Below are 17,798 nucleotides of genomic sequence, written 5' to 3' on the forward strand. Positions count from 1 at the left end.
CGCGGGGGAGGAAGATCATGGGTGACCGTTCCAAGAGCGTGAATGACATGTCCTTCGAGGACATCTATTACTCGTTCATTCACGCCAAGGGCGAGGAACTGAGCGGCAAGGGGCTCGCTCTAGAGCAAGCCAAGCCGGAGATCGAAAGCATCGGCGACGAGCTGAAGAAGCATGTCGGCCGGACGGAGTGGAAGGGCGCCGGAGGCGACGCCTTCCGCGAGTGGGGCGACGCTTTCGCCAAGCAGATCATCAAGTTGGCCCATGTCGCCGGGGCGACGGGCAAGGAAATGGTCGAAGCCGGCGGCGACATCAAGGCTGCCGTCGAAGAGCTCATGAAAACGCCGCCCGGCGACATCTCACAGTGCTACGCGGACGCGGACAAGGAAAAAGCCCGCCTCAAGGCGGTGGCTGACCAGCGCAAAGCACTCATGGGCCATGATGGCGCCGTCAAGAAGGCGGCTGACAAATGCGTGACGGCCCAGAAGACGATCCAGGCGCTGGAGATTCCGGAGTTCCGGCCGATGCCCAGCCTGGACGGCGGTCTCGAGATCGGCGATGAGTGGGACCAGCCGTACGGTAGGTCAGGCGGTTCCACTGCCGCTGGTTCGGGTGGGGGGCAGCCGTACGGCAGCGCGACCGGTGCCGGCGGCGGGAATGGGGCCGGGGGCGGCGCGGGAGCGCAGGCGACCCGTGTCGCGGACCCGGGCGCATCGGGAGCACAGCTCCCGCCCCCGGCGCACGGGGATACCGGAACAGGTCCGGTGCACGTACCGGCAGGTGGACATGATGGAACGGGTTCCGATCAGGGCACGACGGGCACTCGCATCGACAGTGGACCGGCCGCCCCTCCTGCCCCCGCCCCTACGGCCCCGCCCAGCACGGGACCGCAGGGTCCGGCCGACCATTCCAAGTCCTTGCCACCGTTGCCGCCGCTGCCCACGGGGCCGAGCACTCCTGGGTACCCCGTCGAGGTGGCGGCCGACCGGAAGGGCCCGGCGGGCCTGGGGCCCAGCGCACTTCACCCGTCAACACGGGTGGGCCTGGCCGCAGTCCTGGTACTTCCGGCCGTATCGGTGTTCCCGGGATCGGAAAGGTGCCGGCTCCGCCAAGGGTTGACACCGGCGTTATCGGCGGTACCCCTCTGACCGGGCCTGGAGCCGGAAATGGCCGAGGCGTTCCGCGCGGGACGGTCATCGGCGGCGAACCGCAGCAAACGGGACGTGGAATGATGGGCGCGCCGGGGGCCATGGGCGCGGGCTCTCCTTCTCGCGGACCCGGTGGTACCGCGAAGCGATACGCGTCGCAACCGGGTGGCGTAGTGGAAGGTCCTTCAGGCACCCAGGGAGCGCGACGCGAATTCACACCGGGGGCAGCGGACTCGTCCGCGGTGGCGGTGCCGCCGGCATGACAAACCGTCAGGGGGAGAAGGAACGTAAGCGGTCTCAAGGTCCCGGCTACCTGACAGAGGACGAGGAAACCTGGACCGGGGCCGGGCCGGAGAACGTTCCACCCGTGGTCCAGTAATACCCGTAGTGATGCCGGATGGTGAGCAGAGGACACGTGAACAAGACGACAACTAGGGCCATTCGCCGCCGAGCTGCGTTGTTGGTGCCCGCCCTGGGTTCTCTGCTCGCCGTCAGCGGTCTCGTCGCTCCCTCTGCGTATGCCGGCACCGTCCGTGAGGGCCAGTGGTACCTGAAGACGATGCAGGCCGAGCGTATGTGGGAGAAGACCACAGGGGAGGGTGTCACTGTCGCGGTTCTGGACGGTGGTGTGCGTCCGTCCCAGCCGGAGCTGCGAGGCAAGGTGCTGGCGGGGAAGAGTTTCGTACCCGCGGATGCGACTGGGGACGGCCGCCAAGCCAGCGAGTCGCACGGCACCGCCATGTCGACGCTTATAGCCGGTGACGCGCAAGATGACATGCAAGTAAAGGGAATCGCGCCCGGCGCCCGCATTCTCACGGTGAAAGTCTCCACAGGGGGTGGCGGCCCCGAGGCACTTGCCAACGGCATCAGGTACGCGGCTGACAGCGACGCCAAGATCATCAACATGTCCGTGGGCGTTGATGCGGTCTCGACGGACGACAAGCGTAAGGCGTTGATCCAGCGCGCCGTGGATTATGCGATCAAACGGGGGAAGCTCCTCATCGCAGCCTCGGGGAATGACGGAAGCGACACCAATGTAGTTTCCTATCCAGCGGCGGCACGAGGCGTCGTAGCGGTCAGTGCTGTCGACTCACACCTGCGGATGGCGAAGTTCTCGACGCATGGGCAGCAGGTGGTCCTGACTGCCCCCGGGGTCGACATCCCTACGGTATGTGACGGGAAGACGGGATATTGCCGTGGCAGAGGCACCAGCCAAGCCACCGCCATCGCTTCCGGTAGCGCGGCCCTCGTCTGGGCCCTGCACCCCGAGTGGACCGGCAACCAAGTTCTGCGCGTTCTCCTGGGTACCGCCGGCAGGCCGTCGCACGGCAAGGTGCCCAGTGAATACATCGGCTACGGCATGATCCGCCCGCGTGAGAATGTGCTGGAGAACAAGGGCAACCCCGGCCCGCCCGACGTCAACCCGCTGATCGCCGCCGCCGAGAAGTCCGACAAGTCGTCCGCGAAGAGCGCGCCCCCGACCGCCCCGGCGACCCATGAACCCGCAGGCGTGACCGGCAAGAAGCACAAGTCCAAGGGCAAGGACGACAACCTGCCCTGGTTCATCGGCGGCGCCGTGGCCGTCGTCGTGCCCGGGGCCGTGCTGGTGGCGTTGATGGTACGTCGGGCGCGACGCAAGGCCAGGATGCGAAAGCAGCAGGCGCAGCAGATGCAGCCGGCGCAGCAGTCGGCCGCCGCCGGACCGTACGGCGGCACGGCGCCGATGGATCCGTCGTATCCGCAGCAGCCCCCGCAGCCCGCACGCCCCCCGCAGCCTCCGCACCCCCCGCAGAACAGCGGGCGCCCGCCCGGCGGCAACTGACCGTACGCGCGCGTGGCGCGCGCGACGACCGTGGCCCCCTGCCGGCTCCTCAGGAGACGGCAGGGGGCCACGCCGTACCGCCGTCACGCGTCACTCGATGTCGAACTCGCCGTCCCGCACTCCCAGGACGAACGCCTTCCACTCGCTCGCCGTGTACCGCAGCACCGTGTCCGGGTCCTCGGAGTTGCGCATGGCGACGGCTCCGCCCGGGAGGTAGGCGATCTCGACCCGCTCCTTGGTCGGGGTGTCCGGAGCGCTGAGCCATTCCACGCCGGAAATGTCCATGGCGTACAGCTCTTCCGTCTCACGCTGGGTAGCCATCAGAGGAGTTCCTTTCCACACGGATGACGAACACCGCGGGCCGCACCCGCGAGCCCGCGGTCAGGCTACCGGCCACCAGGCCTGCGTCACCGGGCCTTTCGCCAACTGCCGTGGTGGCCGACGGAGGTGTGCGCTCCGCCACGGGCAACGAAATTGAGGACGAACGGATTCTTGCCTAAGGTCGGAGAGCTCGGATCTTGAGCGAAGAACTTGACAGTGTTCTGACGGGGGAACAGAGATGGGAGTCGTCCTACCGGACAAATTGGCCTTCGTGTTCGACCTGATCGGCGTCAACTGGCCGAACGTCGACGAGGACGACTACCGGGAGATGGCCAAGTCGCTCCGCAGCTTCGCGACCGACGTGGACGCGGGCCGGGGAGACTCCAACGTCGCCCTGAACCGGCTCATCTCCACCAACCGCGGCGAGATGACGGAGGCCATCGAGGGGCACGTCCGCAAGCTCAACGGCAAGCATCTGCACAATCTCGCGGAAGCGGGGCGGCTGCTGGCCGGTGGTCTGGACTCGGCGGCGGTCGTCGTGGCGGGTGCCAAGGGTGCGGCCATCGTCCAACTCGGCATTCTGGCGGCGGAAGTGGCGTCGGCGCAGGCCGCGGCGCCGTTCACCCTGGGGCTCTCGGAGCTCGGCGCGTTGGGCGGGGTCGCGGTCACGCGGACGGTCGTCAAGCGCATCCTGAAGGGGGCGGCCGAGGCCGCCGTGCAGGAAGTGATGTCCGTGGTGACGGGGCCGGTCTTCGCCGCCCTGGACTCGATGACGACGGACCTCGTCGTGCAGGTCGTCTCCGACGGGCTCGGCGCGCAGGACGGCATCAACCTCAAGCAGACGCTTCAGGCGGGCAAGGACAATCTGAAGATCGCCAGTGCGGGCGGCGGAGGAGGCGCAGGCGGCGGCCTCGTCCTCGCCAGTGCCGGCGGTGACGGCGGAGGTGGCGGCGACCTCGTCTTCGACGAGCACGAGCACAACACCTTCACCGGCAAGGTGCACGAGCACTCCAAGCACCTGGACGAGAAGGGCGGCAAGCACCTCCACGCCTCCCGCCACCACTTCGGCCGCACGCGCGGACGCGGTTCGCTGGCCAAGGCGATCGAAGAGGTCACCGAGAAGGCGATGAAGTCCCTCGGCGACGCGCACGGGCAGCTCAAGAAGCACCTGAACGACGTCGGCGACGGCCTCTCCGAGGCGGGCAAGGCCCAGAAGAAGCACGACAAGCACGTCCAGGACACCATGGACGGCGTCAAGAACCGCCACCCCGACCAGAAGCCGGCGAACGGCTCGGGGGAGGCAAGGGCGGAAGCGGCTCCGATGGCCACGGGGGCGGTTCCGGCGGTCACGGGGGCGGCTCCGGTGAAGGAGGACCCCAAGGCCGGCGCATCGACCCGCAGCCCAAGGGGCTGGGGAAGACGGCTGGCGACAACCGGTACCACAGCCGGGACGCCCTCGACGTGTCCCATCTGGACCTGGCCCAGCAGGAGAAGGTGCTGGGGCGTGAAGCGCGGCAGCTGGCCGACGACGCCAAGGACGCGCGCGGCGAGCCCGGGCAGGAACTGCCCCAGGACAAATCACGGATGAAGCAAGGCTGTGCGGGAGCCCTGCTGCACAATGGCGTCATCACCAGTCACAGCAGCCTCCAGGCTCCGAAGGTCGGAAAGCACGCCACCGACGAGCAAAAGGCCGAGCACGCGCGTAAATACGCGCCGAAAACCCATCCGGCGGTCGCCGCTCTCTACCAAAAGGTCAAGGACGACGGCCACAAGGTCGGCGTGGGCCATGGAAGGTGCTCCGAAGTGGCCCTGCTTTCCGACCGGCTGCACCAGCTCGATCCGACGGGTACGAAGATACGGACCGCGGACGACGTCAAAAAGGCGCTCGACGGTGCCGTGATCGACACCCGCGTCGTCGTCAAGGCGTGGGATCAGACGAGCGGGACGCAACTCGACCACGGCGCGCACTACCCGCCCTGCGACTCCTGCAAGCACGTGCTGCCCGCCATCGGCGTACGGGTCCACAAGTAGGATGACCGGAGCGAAAGGAGAAGGAAACCCGATGGAGTTCAGGATCACGCCCGAAGAGGTCGACGCCCGGCTGCGGGCCGCGGGCTGGACGCCCGGGCGTGACGCGGGACCGGAGGCGGCGGCCCTGGCCGACGAGATCGCTGCGGCTCTCACCGCCAATGGCTACGAGGTGACGCCCTTCCCCGCCGCCGTCGAATTCATCCGCGAGTTCGCCTTCCTGGAGGTTCCGCACCCGGATGAGCCGAACGCCGAAAAGGGCATCTCCTTTACCGTCCGGTACTTCGACGAGGACTCCGCCGAGTCCGTTTCCGAACTTTCCGAGTGGGCGGAACAGCCGCTCTTCCCGGTGGCCTTCGACAGGTCCGAGTTCGCCCTCGCGCTCATCGACCCGCTGGGCCGGTTCTACCTCACCCACTGGAGCGGTGACTACTACCTGGGCAAGAACAGGTACGAGGCATTCGCCTGTCTCTTCATGGGTGACCACTTCGACCTCACGGAGATGCCCAGTGACAGCTGACCGGACCGCACCCGGCACAGCCGCCAGCCTGCTCGTGCAAGGCAAGATCTTCAGCATGACCAACCTGTCCGGCCCGGGCACCCCCGATCTCCACCCGGCCGTGCGGCACTTCTTCGACACGCTTCCCCCCGAGCTCCGCGAGCCCTACATCGGTTACTGCGCCGAATCCGCCCTCGTCTCCGACCAGTTCTGGGGACTGGACGAGGGACGGAGCGACGGCGGGCACACCACCCTCGACGAGGGGCCGCGCATTTCGCCGGGGCGATGGTGATGTCGGTGAAGATCCGTGAGGAGGGCGACCCGGAGCACGGGGAGACCACCGTGCCGTGCCGCTCCTGCACCGCCCTCCTCGACCGCCTGGGCGTCGGGATCAGTCGCCCATGAGCGGAAGAGGTCGCGAAGCACTGCTCGCGGCGGGTTGGACCCCCGACCGCGACGCCGGATACAACGCCCTGCACGGCATGCTGACGGCGGTCAGCACCGTCTCGCCGGACGGCACCGCCTCCTGGGAGCCCTTCCCGGCGGCGGAGAACGCGCTGCGCTCGTTCCACGGCCTGACCGTGCGGCCGGCCGGCCCCGGGGCCGAGGTGGCGGCGCGTGGCTGCGTCGTCGATCCGGCGCGGGCCCGCTTCACAGTCCGCGCCGCGGCCGACTTCGGCCGGGAGATCGGCGCGCGGTTGTTCCCGCTGGGGGTCACGGACACGGAGACGCCGCTGTTCGTGGACGAGGAGGGGCGGCTGTTCGTCGCCGACACCGGCGGCTGGTGGGTTCTCGGGGACTCCGTGGAGGACGGCTTGGCGGCCCTCGCCGAGGGCCGCGCCCCCCGCCGGATCGCCGCCGTCGACCAGGGCTGGCGGCTCGGCCGCCTGCCGGAAGAGGACGTGGTGGCCGACCTGGTCAAGACGGGCATGGTGCTCGTCTACGTGCTGCACCGGCACGGCCTCCTCGCGACCCGGGCCGTCCGCTTCCGCGTCGTCGGCCTGCGCGGGCACGGACCCGTCCGGCTGGAGGAGGTCTTCCGCCTGGCGCCGGGCTCGCTCGACCACAGCGCGGAAACGCTGCTCGCGAACGTCCGCGAGGCCGTCGGCGAGATCCCGCTCGGCGCGGCCGAGAAGTGCGTCGAGCTCCTCCCCGGCACCTCGGGCAGACGCCCGCACCCCGGCGTGACCTGCACGGTCTCCGCCGGCCGGCAGGGCGCCGAGGGCATCGGCGTACGGCTGACGGCACAGGCCCGCACCGCCCTGGAGAAGGGCGACGGCCTCACCGGCGCCCTCGACGAACTGACCGGCTACGCGAGCCAGCGCGTGCACGCCCCTGCCGGCACACCGGCCGCCACCGTCGCGTCGGGTACGCCCCAGGGCTGACGTGTGCCGGGACAGGACCACCACACCGCGCCCCACGGCCCGTCGTCCGACGACACCACAGCGTGGCTCACGGCCCACGGCTGGTACCCCGGCCGCGACACCGGGGGCACCCTCGCGCAGCACATCGCCAGACGCGTCCGCGACTTCCATGACCAGGGCGAGGAACTGACCCCCACCCATACAGCGGTGACGTTCCTCCGTACGTACGGCGGCCTGTGCCTGCCCCTCTCGGGCCGGGTGCGCCTCGTCACCGAACCGGACGGCGGACACGTCGAGATCGCCGAGGACGTCGCGGAACTCGCGGCGCACCTCGGGCAGCGCCTCTTCCCCGTGGCCTACGAGACGTACGAAGGGTCGGTCCACCTCGTGGACGAGACCGACCGCTTCTTCCTCCTCCACCCCTCCGGCATCTCCTACCTCGGCACCGGAGCCCGGGAAGCGTTCACCAACCGCCGCCGCCACACACTCGTCGACGCCTGGAGCTCGACGCCCGGAGCCCCCACGCCCGCCGGCCCGGGCCCCTGACCCCCGGCCCGGCGGCTCGTGGCACGACCGGATCCGGTCGCCGCTCCCACTCCGCCGCCGCCACTCCTACTCCGTCACCCACCCCGTCTGCACCAGCGAAGCCCCGCCCCGCCGTGACACGAACAACCCCCGCCCCGGCGGCAGCGGGCGCGGCTTGATGTTGCCGAGGAGTTCGCCCTCGCTCGAGTTGCCGGACAGCAGGACGCCCTGGGCGCCGAGTTCCTTGAAGCGCTGGATGAACTGCTCGTACGCGGAGCGGCCCGCGCCCGCGCTGCTGCGGGCGATGATGATGTTGACGCCGGCGTCGCGCGCGTAGGGCAGGTTGTCGACGAGCTGCGCCATGGGATTTCCCGACGAAGTGGCGACCAGGTCGTAGTCGTCGACGATGATGAACGCCCGCGGGCCCTTCCACCAGCTCCGGTCCCGGAGCTGCTGCGGGGTCACGTCCGTGCCCGGGATGCGGCTGCCGATCAGGGTGTTCATGTCGGTGAGGTACTCGTCGAAGGCGTTCTGGGTGGTGGCGTAGCCCACGAGGTAGGACTCCGGCACGCACTCGAGCAGGCTGCGCCGGTAGTCGGCGACGAGGAACAGCGCCTCCTCGGGCGTGTACCGCTCGGTGAGCTGCTTGATCAGCAGCCGCAGCAGCGCCGTCTTCCCGGACTCGCTCTCGCCGTAGACCGCGAAGAACGGGTCGGTGTCGAAGTTGACGAAGACGGGCGCGAGGTTCATCTCGTCGAGGCCGATGGCCACGCCGCGGCCCGGCTGCGCGTGCCCGTCGGGCAGTTCGCGGGCGGACAGCATCCGCGGCAGCATCCGGACCTGCGGCGCGTGCGGGCCGGGCCAGGCGTCCACGGCCGTCTTGACGAAGTCGGCGGTGGCGTCCGAGAGGTCGTCGCCGCCGCCCGAGCCGCCGTCGATACGCGGCAGACCGGCCAGGAAGTGCAGCTTCTCGGCGGTGATACCGCGGCCGGGGACGCCCACCGGGACGTTCACCGCGACCTTCCGGTCGAGTTCGGAGTCGAGCGGGTCGCCGAGCCGCAGCTCCAGCCGGCTCAGGAACTGGTCCTTGAGCGCGGCCCGCATCTCCATGTAGCGGGAGACGGTGACGACGAGGTGCACGCCGAGACCGAGACCGCGCGTGGTGATGTCGGCGATGTACGGCTCCAGCGCCTCGTAGTCCGTCTTGAACGACTGCCAGCCGTCGACGACGAGGAAGACGTCGCCCCACGGCTCGTCGGGCAGCCGGCCGGAGGCGCGCAGCCGACGGTAGGTGGCGATGGAGTCGATGCTGTTGTCGCGGAAGAACTCCTCGCGCCGGTTGAGGATGCCGGTCACCTCGGCGACCGTCCGGCGGATCTTCTCCGGGTCGAGCCGGGAGGCGACGCCGCCGACGTGCGGCAGCCCCTCGACGGCGCTCAGCCCGCCGCCGCCGAAGTCCAGCCCGTAGAACTGCACCTCGTGCGGGGTGTGGGTGAGCGCGAACCCGGCGATCAGGGTGCGCAGCAGCGTGGACTTGCCGGAGCGCGGACCGCCGACGATCAGCATGTGGCCGGCCGCGCCGGAGAAGTCCCGGACCAGCACGTCGCGCCGCTGCTCGAACGGCTTGTCCAGCAGGCCGAGCGGGACCCGCAGGCCGCCGGTCGTCTGCGGGTCCGGGCAGTGCAGACCGCGCTCGGGGGACGCCGTGAGGCGGGGGAGCAGCTGGTCCATGGAGGGCGCCTTGTTGAGCGGCGGCAGCCACACCTGGTGGGCGCCCGGGCCCTGGCCCTCCAGCCGGCGGACGATGACGTCGAGGACGGTGTCGGCGAGCGCGTCGTCGTCCGGCCGCGTCGCGGTGTAGCTGAAGTCGGGGTCCGGCGCCTGGTAGCGGACGGGCACCGGCGCCGCCGTGAAGAGGACCGGACGGCGGTCGGCGGGCAGCGGGCCGGTACGGGTCAGGGCGCCCGCGCCGTTGCGGTACGTGCCCGACACGTAGGCGGCCTTGAACCGCGTCATCTCGTCGGTGCCGAACTTCAGGTAGCCGGAACCGGGGACGGACGGCAGGTGGTACGCGTCCGGCACGCCCAGCGCGGTACGGGACTCGGCGGCGGAGAAGGTCCGCAGGCCGATCCGGTAGGACAGGTAGGTGTCCAGACCGCGCAGCCGGCCCTCCTCCAGCCGCTGCGAGGCCAGCAGCAGGTGCACGCCCAGGGACCGGCCGATGCGGCCGATCTGGATGAACATGTCGATGAAGTCGGGTTTGGCGGTGAGGAGTTCGCTGAACTCGTCGATGACGAGCACCAGCGAGGCCAGCGGCTCCAGCGGCGCCCCCGCGGCCCGCGCCTTCTCGTAGTCGTTGAGGTTGGCGTAGTTGCCCGCGGCGCGCAGCAGCTCTTGGCGGCGCTGGAGCTCACCGGTGATGGAGTCGCGCATGCGGTCGACGAGGGTGAGGTCGTCGGCGAGGTTGGTGATGACGGCCGCGACGTGCGGCAGCTCGGCCATGCCGGAGAACGTCGCGCCGCCCTTGAAGTCGGCGAGGACGAAGTTCAGGTTCTCGGACGAGTGGGTGACGGCCAGGCCCAGCACCAGCGTCCGCAGCAGCTCGGACTTGCCGGAGCCGGTGGCGCCGACGCACAGGCCGTGCGGGCCCATGCCGTCCTCGGCGGCCTCCTTGAGGTCGAGCATGACGGGCATGCCGTCCTCGCCGACGCCGATCGGCACCCGCAGCCGCTCGGCCCGGGACCGCGGCCGCCACGTCGTGGCCGTGTCCACGGAGGCGGCGTCGCCCAGCCCCAGCAGATCGGTGAACTCCAGGTTGGCCAGCAGCGGTTCCTCGTCGTCCCCGGCGGCGCCCAGGCACAGCGGGGCCATCTGCCGGGCCAGCGCCTCCGCGACCGGCACCGGCAGGTCGTCGGGAACGCCCTGGTAGACGGCGGTCGCCGACTCCAGCCGCAGCGCGCCCGGCCGGACGGTGACGCACAGCCCGCCGCGCGGCTCGTCCTCCTCGCCCGGGGCGATCTCCAGGACGGTGACGCCCTGCAGGCCCTCGGGCGAGGCGAGCAGCGACTCCGGCGGCACCGCGCCGCCGTCCAGCACCACCACGACGTGCGGCTGGTCCAGCAGCGGCTGGGCGTCCCGGCTGAACCGGGTGCGGCCCTCCAGCCGCTCGCCCAGCAGCTCCTCGACCTCCGGCAGGTGGTCGCTGAACAGCCGCTTGGTGCCCGCGCCGTCGGCCGTGCCGGGCGCCTGGGTGTGCGGCAGCCACTTGGTCCAGTCCCACTCCGGCGCCGCCTCGCGCTCCGCGACCACCGCGATCACCAGGTCGTCGGGGAGTGCAGGGCGGCCAGGCCCGCCACCATCGACCGCGCGGCGCCCCGCACGGCGTCCGCCTCGCCGGTGACGACCACGTGGTAGAAGGCGCGCATCGACACCGCCACCGGCAGCCCGTCCAGCGAGCCGTGCGTCGCCAGGAACTGCTGCATGGCACCGGCCGACAGCGGCTCCAGCTCGTCCACCGGCGCGGTCGTCGGCGCCACCAGCGGCGTCCAGAGCTGCTGCGGGCCCAGCCCGATCCGCACCTGCCCGAAGTCCTTGTCCGAGGCGCGCCGTTCCCACAGCCGGCTGCGCTCGGCGACCAGCGCCCACAGCTGCTCGGGGCCGGGGTGCAGGTAGAACTGCGCGTCCCGCTGCGCCCGCGCCGTGCGCCGCACCTTCCGCCGGGTCTGCGCCAGGTACTTGAGGTAGTCGCGCCGGCCGTCGACGGCCGCCCCCTGCGAGCCCTTGCGGTAGCGGACGGCCTGCGCGACCGCCATCGCGACCGTCGACAGCAGCATCATCGCGCCCATGATCTTCATGAACGGCTGGGTGCCGGGCATGAAGAAGAAGACGACCGACGAACCCATGCCGAGCATGGGCAGCAACTGCATCGCCATGCCCTCCTGCTGCCCGCGGGGCAGTTCGGGAGGGGATTCGAGCTGCAGCTCATCCGCGTCGGGCTCGGGCGGCAGCACCCGGGGCGGACGTTTGACGACGATCTGACTCACCGGAGTATCAATCCCTCGCGTGCGGACTGGGCGGTTGCGACCGGCGCCCCCCTGGTGGTGGCCTGTCTCCGCGCGACGATGATCCTACGTGCATAACACAGCGGTGGGCCCCGGTATGGTGTCGGCCCGTCAACACGCGGGACCACCGGCGGCAGACCGCGGGACCGGCGGGTGGAACAGCAGGCAACGAGGGGGCCCTCCAAGGTGAGTCCGACCACAACGACCGGTTACAGCCGAGTGACGGTCGTCGCGCCCGACAGCCGGATCGACGTCGCCCTCCCCGACGACGTCGCCGTCGCCGATCTCCTCCCGGAGATCCTCCGGCTCACCGGGCACACCACCGAGGGGACCACGCCGCCCGGCTACCAGCTGGTGGGCACCGACGGCACCGCGCTCGAACCGGCGCGTTCGCTCGGCGCGCAGCGCGTACTCGACGGCGCGCTCCTGCGCCTGCGTCCGTTCACCGAGTCGCTGCCGCCCGCCGTCTACGACGACGTCGCCGACGCGGTCGCCGCCGCCGTCACCCGCGACCGCACCCTGTGGAACGAGCGGCTGCTGCGCGCCTCCGGCCTGGCGGGCGGCTCGCTGCTGCTGGTCCTGCTGGGCTTCGTCCTCTGGTTCGCCGACCCCGCGCGGCACGACATGCACAGCCTGCCCGGCATCATCGCCGCCGCGGTCGGCATCCTGCTGACGGCCCTCTCCGGGGTCCGCGCCCGCGTCTACGACGACCGGCCCTCCGCCGTCGCCATGGGCCTCTCCGCCCTCCCGCACCTGATGATCGCCGGATCCGGCCTGATCGCCCTCCGGGACGGCGAGGGCGTCGGCCGGCTGCAGTTCCTGCTCGGCTGCGTCACCGTCCTCGTCGCCTCCGTGGTGCTCGCCGCGGTCATGCCCAGCGGGGACGCCCCCTTCGTCGCCGCCGTCTTCGCCTCCGCGGTCGGCACCCTCGCCACCTTCTGCGCGATCCTGGCCGGCGCGAGCCCCACCGACACCGCCGCCGTCTGCGCCGTCGTCGCGGTCGGCGCCCTCGCCTTCCTCCCCGGGCTCTCCGCCCGCGTCGCCCGGCTGCCCATCGGTTACGCCGCGCCGCGCTCGGCGACCGCGGGCGACCCCGACCGCGAGCCGGGCGTCCCGGCCGGCGGGCCCGTGGAGCCCGTCAACGCGGACCGCGTGGCCGCGCAGGCCCGCCGGGGCCACGAGATGCTGCTCGGACTGGTCGGCGGCAGCGCGGCCGTCGTCGTCGGCGCCTGTGCCGTCCTCGGCTTCTCCCACGACGTATGGGCGCAGCTGCTGGCCCTGGCGACCGGCGCCGCCATGCTGCTCCGCGCCCGCCTCTTCCGCTACACCGCGCAGGTCGCGGCCGTCCTCACGGCAGGTCTCGCGGGCCTCGGGCTGCTGGTGCTCGGGCTGTCCCTGAACCCGCCGGGCGAGGCGGTCCGGAAGATGGTCATGGAGGGCGACCGCGGCCCGCTCGACGTGCACACCGTGTGGCTGGCGGCGGCCGTCGCCGCCGGGGCGGCGCTGATCGTGGGCATCGCGCTGATCGTCCCCAAGAAGGGGCTGTCCCCGTTCTGGGGCCGCCTCTCCGATCTCGCCGAGAGCGCCTTCCTGCTCGCCCTGGTGCCCCTGTGCCTGGCGGTGCTGGACGTGTACTCCGCGGCCCGGAGCATGACCAGCGGGTGACGCCCCGGTCAGGGCTGCTGGTACGCTGTGTGACGGCCGTATGTGTACGCGCCCCCGGACCGCCCTCCGCGGTGTCTGGGGACAGCGCCCAGCGGACCCCGCCTCCCGAGTAACGGAAGCTCCCCTGAGACCAAGACCAGGGGCACTCGGTGGCCAAACGAGACTCTGAAGGAGTATCGCGTGTCGCTCGACGCCGCTACGAAGAAGCAGATCATGTCCGAGTTCGCCACCAAGGAGGGCGACACCGGCTCCCCCGAGGTCCAGGTCGCGATGCTCACCCGCCGCATCTCGGACCTGACCGAGCACCTCAAGAAGCACAAGCACGACCACCACTCCCGCCGTGGTCTGCTGCTGCTGGTCGGCCAGCGTCGCCGCCTGCTGCAGTACCTGGCGAAGAAGGACATCACGCGCTTCCGCGCCCTGGTCGAGCGCCTCGGCATCCGCCGCGGTGCCGCCGGCGCCAAGTAAGACGTGAACGAGGGAGCGGTTCCCACTTCGGGGGCCGCTCCCTTCGCGTATCTCATGGGACGCGGAAGCTTTGTACTCTGGTCCCACAACGGCACAACGCACGGCATAACGAACACGACGCATGTCAGGAGGAGCGCGGACTCTCCGCCGGTCCTCGGTAGTGGCCCCCGGAACGGGGAATTCCGGGTGCTTCGATCGAAGACCGGCCCGCACAGAGCACAGCGCGCCCCTCCACCACCGTCCCCGCCACACGGGCGCGGACGGCACATGGATCCGACGAGGAGATATCCCTGGTGGAGAACGAGACCCACTACGCCGAGGCCGTCATCGACAACGGCGCCTTCGGCACCCGCACCATCCGCTTCGAGACGGGCCGCCTGGCCAAGCAGGCCGCCGGCTCCGCCGTCGCGTACCTGGACGACGACACCATGGTGCTGTCGGCCACCACCGCGTCCAAGCAGCCCAAGGACCAGCTCGACTTCTTCCCGCTCACGGTGGACGTCGAGGAGCGGATGTACGCCGCCGGCAAGATCCCCGGCAGCTTCTTCCGCCGCGAGGGCCGGCCCTCCGAGGACGCGATCCTCACCTGCCGCCTGATCGACCGCCCGCTGCGCCCCTCCTTCAAGAAGGGCCTGCGCAACGAGATCCAGGTCGTCGCCACGATCATGGCGCTCAACCCCGACCACCTGTACGACGTCGTGGCGATCAACGCCGCCTCCGCGTCCACCCAGCTGGCCGGCCTGCCCTTCTCCGGCCCGATCGGCGGCGTCCGCGTCGCGCTGATCAACGGCCAGTGGGTGGCCTTCCCGACGCACACCGAGCTCGAGGACGCCGTCTTCGACATGGTCGTCGCGGGCCGCGCCCTGGAGGACGGCGACGTCGCGATCATGATGGTCGAGGCCGAGGCCACCGAGAAGACCATCCAGCTGGTCGCGGGCGGCGCCGAGGCGCCCACCGAGGAGGTCGTCGCCGCCGGTCTCGAGGCCGCGAAGCCCTTCATCAAGGTGCTCTGCAAGGCCCAGGCCGACCTGGCCGCCAAGGCCGCCAAGCCCACCGGCGAGTTCCCGGTCTTCCTGGACTACCAGGACGACGTCTTCGAGGCGCTCGCCGCCGCCGTCCGCCCCGAGCTCGCCCAGGCGCTCACCATCGCCGGCAAGCAGGACCGCGAGGCCGAGCTGGACCGCGTCAAGGCGCTCGCCGCCGAGAAGCTCCTGCCGGAGTTCGAGGGCCGCGAGAAGGAGATCTCCGCCGCGTACCGCTCGCTGACCAAGCAGCTGGTCCGCGAGCGCGTGATCAAGGAGAAGAAGCGGATCGACGGCCGTGGCATCACGGACATCCGCACCCTGGCCGCCGAGGTCGAGGCCATCCCGCGGGTGCACGGCTCCGCGCTGTTCGAGCGCGGCGAGACCCAGATCCTGGGTGTCACCACGCTGAACATGCTCCGCATGGAGCAGCAGCTCGACACGCTCTCGCCGGTGACGCGCAAGCGCTACATGCACAACTACAACTTCCCGCCGTACTCCGTCGGTGAGACCGGCCGCGTGGGTTCGCCCAAGCGCCGCGAGATCGGCCACGGCGCGCTCGCCGAGCGCGCGATCGTGCCGGTCCTGCCGACCCGCGAGGAGTTCCCCTACGCGATCCGCCAGGTGTCCGAGGCCCTCGGCTCCAACGGCTCGACGTCCATGGGCTCGGTCTGCGCCTCCACCATGTCGCTGCTGAACGCCGGTGTGCCCCTGAAGGCCCCCGTCGCCGGCATCGCCATGGGCCTGATCTCCCAGGAGATCGACGGCAAGACCCACTACGTCGCCCTCACCGACATCCTCGGTGCGGAGGACGCCTTCGGCGACATGGACTTCAAGGTCGCCGGCACCAAGGAGTTCGTGACCGCCCTCCAGCTCGACACCAAGCTGGACGGCATCCCGGCCTCCGTTCTGGCCGCGGCCCTCAAGCAGGCCCGCGATGCCCGTCTGCACATCCTCGACGTGATGATGGAGGCCATCGACACGCCGGACGAGATGTCCCCCAACGCCCCGCGGATCATCACCGTCAAGATCCCGGTGGACAAGATCGGTGAGGTCATCGGCCCCAAGGGCAAGATGATCAACCAGATCCAGGAGGACACCGGCGCCGAGATCACGATCGAGGACGACGGCACCATCTACATCGGTGCCCAGGTCGGCTCGCAGGCCGAGGCCGCCCGCGCCACGATCAACGCGATCGCCAACCCGACCATGCCGGAGGTCGGCGAGCGGTACCTGGGCACGGTCGTCAAGACCACCACCTTCGGTGCCTTCGTCTCCCTGATGCCCGGCAAGGACGGCCTGCTGCACATCTCGCAGATCCGCAAGCTCGCCGGTGGCAAGCGCGTGGAGAACGTCGAGGACGTGCTCGGCGTCGGCGCCAAGGTCCAGGTCGAGATCGCCGAGATCGACCAGCGCGGCAAGCTCTCCCTGATCCCCGTGATCGAGGGCGAGAACGACGACACCGGCGACGAGACCAAGGACGAGTCCGCCAAGTGACGTCCCGTAGTACACGGAAGACGGCCCGCACCTCCTCGGAGGGGCGGGCCGTCGCCCGTACCCAAACGCTTCTCAAGGGCGAGAACGGCATCGGCACGGTCCGCAGGACCACCCTCCCCGGCGGCCTGCGCGTCGTCACCGAGACGCTGCCGTCCGTCCGCTCCGCCACCTTCGGCATCTGGGCCAACGTCGGCTCCCGCGACGAGACCCCGACGCTCAACGGTGCCACCCACTACCTGGAGCACCTGCTCTTCAAGGGCACGGCCAAGCGCAGCGCGCTCGACATCTCGGCCGCGATCGACGCGGTCGGCGGCGAGATGAACGCCTTCACGGCCAAGGAGTACACGTGCTACTACGCGCGTGTCCTCGACACCGACCTGCCGCTGGCCATCGACGTCGTCTGCGACATGCTCACCGGCTCGCTGATCGACCCGGCGGACGTGGACGCCGAGCGCGGGGTGATCCTCGAAGAGATCGCCATGACCGAGGACGACCCCGGCGACTGCGTGCACGACCTGTTCGCGCACACCATGCTGGGCGACACCCCCCTCGGCCGCCCGGTGCTGGGCACCGTCGACACCATCAACGCGCTGGGCCGCGACCAGGTCGCGCGCTTCTACAAGAAGCACTACGACCCCACCCGCCTCGTCGTCGCCGCCGCGGGCAACGTCGACCACGCCAAGGTCGTCCGCCAGGTCCGCGCCGCGTTCGACCGGGCCGGCGCGCTGTCCCGTACGGACGCCGTGCCCGTCGCGCCGCGCTCCGGCTCCCGCACCATCCGCACCGCGGGACGCGTGGAGCTGCTAGGCCGCAGAACCGAGCAGGCGCACGTCGTCCTCGGCATGCCCGGCCTGGCCCGCACCGACGAGCGCCGCTGGGCGCTCGGCGTGCTCAACACGGCGCTCGGCGGCGGCATGAGCTCCCGCCTCTTCCAGGAGGTCCGGGAGAAGCGCGGCCTCGCCTACTCGGTCTACTCGTACACCTCCGGGTTCGCCGACTGCGGCCTCTTCGGCGTCTACGCCGGCTGCCGGCCCAGCCAGGTCCACGACGTGCTGCGGATCTGCCGCGACCAGCTCGACCAGGTCGCCTCCGAGGGCCTGTCCGACGAGGAGATCGGCCGCGCGATCGGCCAGCTCGCCGGCTCCACGGTCCTCGGGCTGGAGGACACCGGCGCGCTGATGAACCGCATCGGCAAGAGTGAACTGTGCTGGGGCGAGCAGATGTCTGTCGACGACATGCTGGCCCGCATCTCGGCCGTCACCCCGGACGAGGTCCGCGCGGTGGCCCGGGACGTCCTGGGGCAGCGCCCCTCGCTGTCCGTGATCGGCCCGCTGAAGGACAAGCAGGCCGCCCGCCTGCACGAGGCCGTCTCCTAGTGTCA

14 protein-coding genes and 1 pseudogene are annotated in these 17,798 nt (G+C 70.7%); 13 read left to right on the top strand and 2 right to left on the bottom strand.

All coding sequences use genetic code 11. The features are described 5' to 3' along the window. Positions 1-17 precede the first annotated feature (17 nt). Positions 18-1,145 (top strand): hypothetical protein, encoded by a 1,128-nt coding sequence (locus tag ACQEVS_RS24865; protein ID WP_433023687.1) that lies wholly within the window; start codon positions 18-20, stop codon positions 1,143-1,145. A gap of 415 nt (positions 1,146-1,560) precedes the next feature. Further along, entirely contained in the window at positions 1,561-2,967 is a 1,407-nt protein-coding gene (locus ACQEVS_RS24870) for a S8 family serine peptidase (RefSeq protein ID WP_433023688.1), read from the top strand. A 90-nt stretch (positions 2,968-3,057) separates the two neighbouring features. Here ACQEVS_RS24870 and ACQEVS_RS24875 read toward each other — a convergent pair whose 3' ends face one another. Next, a complete protein-coding gene (locus tag ACQEVS_RS24875) occupies positions 3,058-3,288 on the bottom strand; it encodes a DUF397 domain-containing protein (protein ID WP_433023689.1) in 231 nt (76 codons plus the stop codon). Between the two features lie 271 nt (positions 3,289-3,559). On the opposite strand from ACQEVS_RS24875, the gene ACQEVS_RS24880 reads away from it, so the two are divergent. The 7 genes from ACQEVS_RS24880 to ACQEVS_RS24910 are packed head-to-tail and all read left to right on the top strand — an operon-like array spanning position 3,560 to position 7,725. Continuing rightward, positions 3,560-4,876 carry a hypothetical protein gene (locus tag ACQEVS_RS24880; RefSeq protein ID WP_433023690.1) on the top strand — a complete coding sequence of 439 codons (1,317 nt, stop codon included), beginning with the start codon at positions 3,560-3,562 and terminating at the stop codon, positions 4,874-4,876. Further along, positions 4,873-5,319 (top strand): YwqJ-related putative deaminase, encoded by a 447-nt coding sequence (locus tag ACQEVS_RS24885; protein ID WP_433023692.1) that lies wholly within the window; start codon positions 4,873-4,875, stop codon positions 5,317-5,319. Before ACQEVS_RS24880 ends, ACQEVS_RS24885 begins: the two co-directional genes overlap by 4 nt. A gap of 31 nt (positions 5,320-5,350) precedes the next feature. After that, on the top strand, positions 5,351-5,836 hold the full coding sequence (locus ACQEVS_RS24890; protein WP_433023694.1) for an SUKH-3 domain-containing protein: 486 nt from the start codon (positions 5,351-5,353) through the stop codon (positions 5,834-5,836). A gap of 55 nt (positions 5,837-5,891) precedes the next feature. Next, entirely contained in the window at positions 5,892-6,107 is a 216-nt protein-coding gene (locus tag ACQEVS_RS24895) for a YwqJ-related putative deaminase (protein ID WP_433023696.1), read from the top strand. 5 nt (positions 6,108-6,112) lie between these two features. Then, complete coding sequence (locus ACQEVS_RS24900; protein WP_433023698.1) at positions 6,113-6,220, top strand: YwqJ-related putative deaminase; 108 nt, start codon at positions 6,113-6,115, stop codon at positions 6,218-6,220. Then, positions 6,217-7,200: an SUKH-3 domain-containing protein gene (locus tag ACQEVS_RS24905; protein WP_433023700.1), complete on the top strand. Its 984-nt coding sequence runs from the start codon at positions 6,217-6,219 to the stop codon at positions 7,198-7,200. Before ACQEVS_RS24900 ends, ACQEVS_RS24905 begins: the two co-directional genes overlap by 4 nt. 3 nt (positions 7,201-7,203) lie before the next feature. Next, a complete protein-coding gene (locus tag ACQEVS_RS24910) occupies positions 7,204-7,725 on the top strand; it encodes an SUKH-3 domain-containing protein (RefSeq protein ID WP_433023702.1) in 522 nt (173 codons plus the stop codon). Between the two features lie 66 nt (positions 7,726-7,791). On the opposite strand, the pseudogene eccCa reads toward ACQEVS_RS24910, so the two are convergent. Beyond that, positions 7,792-11,747 (bottom strand): annotated as a pseudogene (eccCa, locus tag ACQEVS_RS24915) (type VII secretion protein EccCa). A gap of 204 nt (positions 11,748-11,951) precedes the next feature. Between eccCa and eccD the strand changes: the two are divergent. From eccD to ACQEVS_RS24935, 4 genes are all read left to right on the top strand, one after another. Then, positions 11,952-13,430: a type VII secretion integral membrane protein EccD gene (gene eccD, locus ACQEVS_RS24920; RefSeq protein ID WP_433023704.1), complete on the top strand. Its 1,479-nt coding sequence runs from the start codon at positions 11,952-11,954 to the stop codon at positions 13,428-13,430. Positions 13,431-13,610: 180 nt separating this feature from the next. Continuing rightward, positions 13,611-13,898: a 30S ribosomal protein S15 gene (gene rpsO, locus ACQEVS_RS24925; RefSeq protein WP_185945964.1), complete on the top strand. Its 288-nt coding sequence runs from the start codon at positions 13,611-13,613 to the stop codon at positions 13,896-13,898. 293 nt (positions 13,899-14,191) lie between these two features. Further along, positions 14,192-16,417, top strand: coding sequence for a polyribonucleotide nucleotidyltransferase (locus ACQEVS_RS24930; protein WP_433023706.1), 2,226 nt, complete (start codon positions 14,192-14,194; stop codon positions 16,415-16,417). Beyond that, positions 16,414-17,793 (top strand): M16 family metallopeptidase, encoded by a 1,380-nt coding sequence (locus ACQEVS_RS24935; protein ID WP_433023708.1) that lies wholly within the window; start codon positions 16,414-16,416, stop codon positions 17,791-17,793. Before ACQEVS_RS24930 ends, ACQEVS_RS24935 begins: the two co-directional genes overlap by 4 nt. Positions 17,794-17,798 lie beyond the last annotated feature (5 nt).

It is taken from the genome of Streptomyces sp. CA-181903, from assembly GCF_050937075.1.
Lineage (GTDB): Bacteria > Actinomycetota > Actinomycetes > Streptomycetales > Streptomycetaceae > Streptomyces.